The 3,088-nt window shown below is 65.3% G+C and carries 3 protein-coding genes and 1 pseudogene; all 4 read right to left on the reverse strand.

What is annotated here, in order from left to right:
- Positions 1–104: 104 nt before the first annotated feature.
- Positions 105–953 carry an S-formylglutathione hydrolase gene (gene fghA, locus BG61_RS38000; protein WP_035936965.1) on the reverse strand — a complete coding sequence of 283 codons (849 nt, stop codon included), beginning with the start codon at positions 951–953 and terminating at the stop codon, positions 105–107.
- A gap of 16 nt (positions 954–969) precedes the next feature.
- Positions 970–2,076 (reverse strand): S-(hydroxymethyl)glutathione dehydrogenase/class III alcohol dehydrogenase, encoded by a 1,107-nt coding sequence (locus BG61_RS38005; RefSeq protein ID WP_035936961.1) that lies wholly within the window; start codon positions 2,074–2,076, stop codon positions 970–972.
- A 60-nt stretch (positions 2,077–2,136) separates the two neighbouring features.
- Positions 2,137–2,595: pseudogene (locus BG61_RS38010) on the reverse strand (AGE family epimerase/isomerase); the annotation flags it as partial.
- 31 nt (positions 2,596–2,626) lie between these two features.
- A partial coding sequence (locus tag BG61_RS38015; protein ID WP_241486505.1) for an FGGY-family carbohydrate kinase occupies positions 2,627–3,088 on the reverse strand: 462 nt, incomplete at its 5' end.

Here is a 3,088-nt window from a genome sequence, read left to right on the forward strand (position 1 = left end):
CAATATCAAATCAAGTTTCATAGGAGCACAGGCGCATCAAACGGTTTATCCACCACCAAACCCAACCGCCGATCAAAACCAATCGAAACTGGAACAACTCCCCGTTAAACACACAAAACCCGCGCGTGATGCGCAATATGCTCGCCGATAAAGGTAGCGATGAAGTAATACCCGTGATCGTAGCCTTCGTGGCGGCGCAGCGTCACCGGCTGTCCCGCCGCGGCGGCGGCTCTTTCAAACACCTCTGGGTACAACTGCTCGGCGAGGAACTGATCGGCGAGACCCTGATCGATGAGGATGCCCTCGGCAAAACGCGCCGCCGAAGCCCCCCTGACCAGTTCACTCGCGTCATAAGCCTTCCACGCCTCGCGGTCTTCTCCCAGATAGCCTGAAAACGCCTTCACGCCCCACGGGCACCGCGAGGGCGCGGCGATCGGCGCGAACGCCGACACCGACCGGTACATCCCGGGATTGCGCAGCGCCAGCACGAGCGCGCCGTGCCCGCCCATCGAGTGGCCGAAAATGCCGAGCCGGTCGCCCTGCACCGGCAGTTCCCGGACGACAGCCTCGCGCAAATCCCGTGTCACGTACGAATGCATCCGGTAGTGCTTCGACCAGGGCTCCTCCGTCGCATCGAGATAGAACCCCGCGCCGACGCCGAAGTCCCACGCCGCGCTCTCGTTGGGCACGCCCGCGCCGCGCGGGCTCGTGTCGGGCGCGATGAGCGCGATGCCGTGCTCGGCGGCGTAGCGCTGCGCGCCGGCCTTGATCGGAAACGTCTCCTCGGTGCAGGTGAGGCCCGCGAGATAGAAAAGCGCCGGCACCCGAGCGGACGATGCCTGCGGCGGGAGATACGCCGAAAAGCGCATCGGCAGGCCGATCGATTCGGAATCGTGCCGGTAAGTCCGCTGCACGCCGCCAAACGAGCGATGTTCTTCCACGATTTCAAGCATCGTCCCTGTCTCCCGATCAGTACAACACAACCGAGCGAATCGACTCGCCCTTCTTCATCAGATCGAAGCCCTCGTTGATGCGCTCGAGCGGCAGGCGATGCGTGATCAGGTCGTCGATGTTGATCTTGCCTTCCATGTACCAGTCGACGATCTTCGGCACGTCCGTGCGCCCGCGCGCCCCGCCGAACGCCGAACCCTTCCACTCGCGGCCCGTCACCAGCTGGAACGGGCGCGTCGAGATTTCCTCGCCCGCCGCCGCCACGCCGATGATGAACGACTGCCCCCAGCCCTTGTGCGTGCATTCCAGCGCCTGGCGCATCACTTTCGTGTTGCCGATGCATTCGAACGAGTAGTCGGCGCCGCCGTCGGTCAGCTGCACGATGTGATCGACCACGTTCTCCACGTCCTTCGGATTGACGAAGTGCGTCATGCCGAACTTCTTCGCAAGTTCGATGCGGCCCGGATTGATGTCGACGCCGATGATCTTGTCCGCGCCCACCATCTTCGCGCCCTGAATCACGTTGAGGCCGATGCCGCCCAGCCCGAACACGACGACGTTCGCACCCGCCTCCACCTTCGCCGAATACACGACGGCGCCCACGCCCGTCGTCACGCCGCAGCCGATGTAGCAGATCTTGTCGAACGGCGCGTCTTCGCGCACTTTCGCCACCGCGATCTCGGGAACGACGATGTAGTTCGAGAACGTGGACGTGCCCATGTAGTGGAACAACGGCTTGCCGTCGAGCGAAAAGCGCGAAGTCGCGTCGGGCATGAGTCCCTTGCCTTGTGTTGAGCGGATCGCCTGACACAGGTTCGTCTTGCGCGACAGGCAGAACTTGCACTGGCGGCATTCCGGCGTATAGAGCGGAATGACGTGATCGCCTTTTTTCAGCGTGCCGACGCCCGGCCCCACGTCGACGATCACTCCCGCGCCCTCGTGCCCGAGGATCGCCGGAAAGATGCCTTCGGGGTCCGCGCCCGAGAGCGTGTAGTAGTCGGTGTGGCAGATGCCCGTCGCCTTCACCTCGATCAGCACCTCGCCCGCGCGCGGGCCTTCGAGATCCACTTCCTCGATCGTGAGCGGCTTGCCGGCTTCCCATGCGATGGCGGCTTTGGTTTTCATCTTTCAGTTCTCTCCTGGTTCAAGATTCGTGACAGTTCGTGGCGCTTCGTGACACTTCGTTCAGCGCGCGACGCTCAACGCTTCGTAGCATGCGCCCATCGTGTGATGGTCGACCTTGCCGGCCGGGTTTTTTTCGTCGCTGTACTGGCGGTTGTCCCGCGACAGGATGCGATACCACGCACCATGCTGGTGATCGACGAAATGCGCCCGGCTGTATGCCCACAGCCGCTCGTATTCGTGCCAGCAGCGTGCTGCGGCGGCTTCGTCGCCGGCTTCGTGCATGCGGCCCGCGAGCAGCGCGGCGGCCGCGAGCGACTCGGCCTGCACCCGGAAATACGTGTCCTCGTCGTAGAAGCGGCCGTCCGGGTCGATACCGTAGACCATGCCGCCGTGCTCGCCGTCCCACGCCGACGCCATCGCCCGGTCGAACAGTTCGCGCGCACGGGTCAGGTGCCAGTCTCGCCGGCGATGCCGGTCGAGGATAAGCAACAATTTGGCCCACTCCGTCGATAGGCGCGGGCCACAAGTTTAAGCGCTCGGCGCTGCCGCGTCAGAACCAGCTTCGAACGCGCCCGTACAGATCGATGAAACGCGCATGGCGTCCGGCGAGCGCGGCGTCCTCGCGCGGCGTGGCGGCGAGCGTCGCGCAAGGCGCGAGCGACGCGAGGTCGCCCGCATGCCAGTGACCGGCCGCGAAACCGCCGAGCAGCGCGGCGCCGCGCGTCGCGGCGTTCGGGCAATCGACGGCGTGAAGCTCGGTCTGAAGCGCATCGGCAAGCAACTGCCGCCAGCGCGGGTCGATCGAGCCGCCGCCCGCAAGACGCATCGCGCCGATGCCGCCGCCGACGTTCGCCCGGATCGCGTCGAGCCCGGCGCGCAGCGAGAACGCGACGCCTTCGAACGCGGCGCGCATGAGCGTACCGCGCGTGTCGCCGAGTCCGAGACCGAGCCAGCCGCCGCGCGCCGACGGGTCCATCCACGGCGAGCGCTCGCCGCTCAGGTACGGCAGGAA

Origin of the sequence: Caballeronia glathei (assembly GCF_000698595.1) — a bacterium.
GTDB lineage: Bacteria > Pseudomonadota > Gammaproteobacteria > Burkholderiales > Burkholderiaceae > Caballeronia > Caballeronia glathei.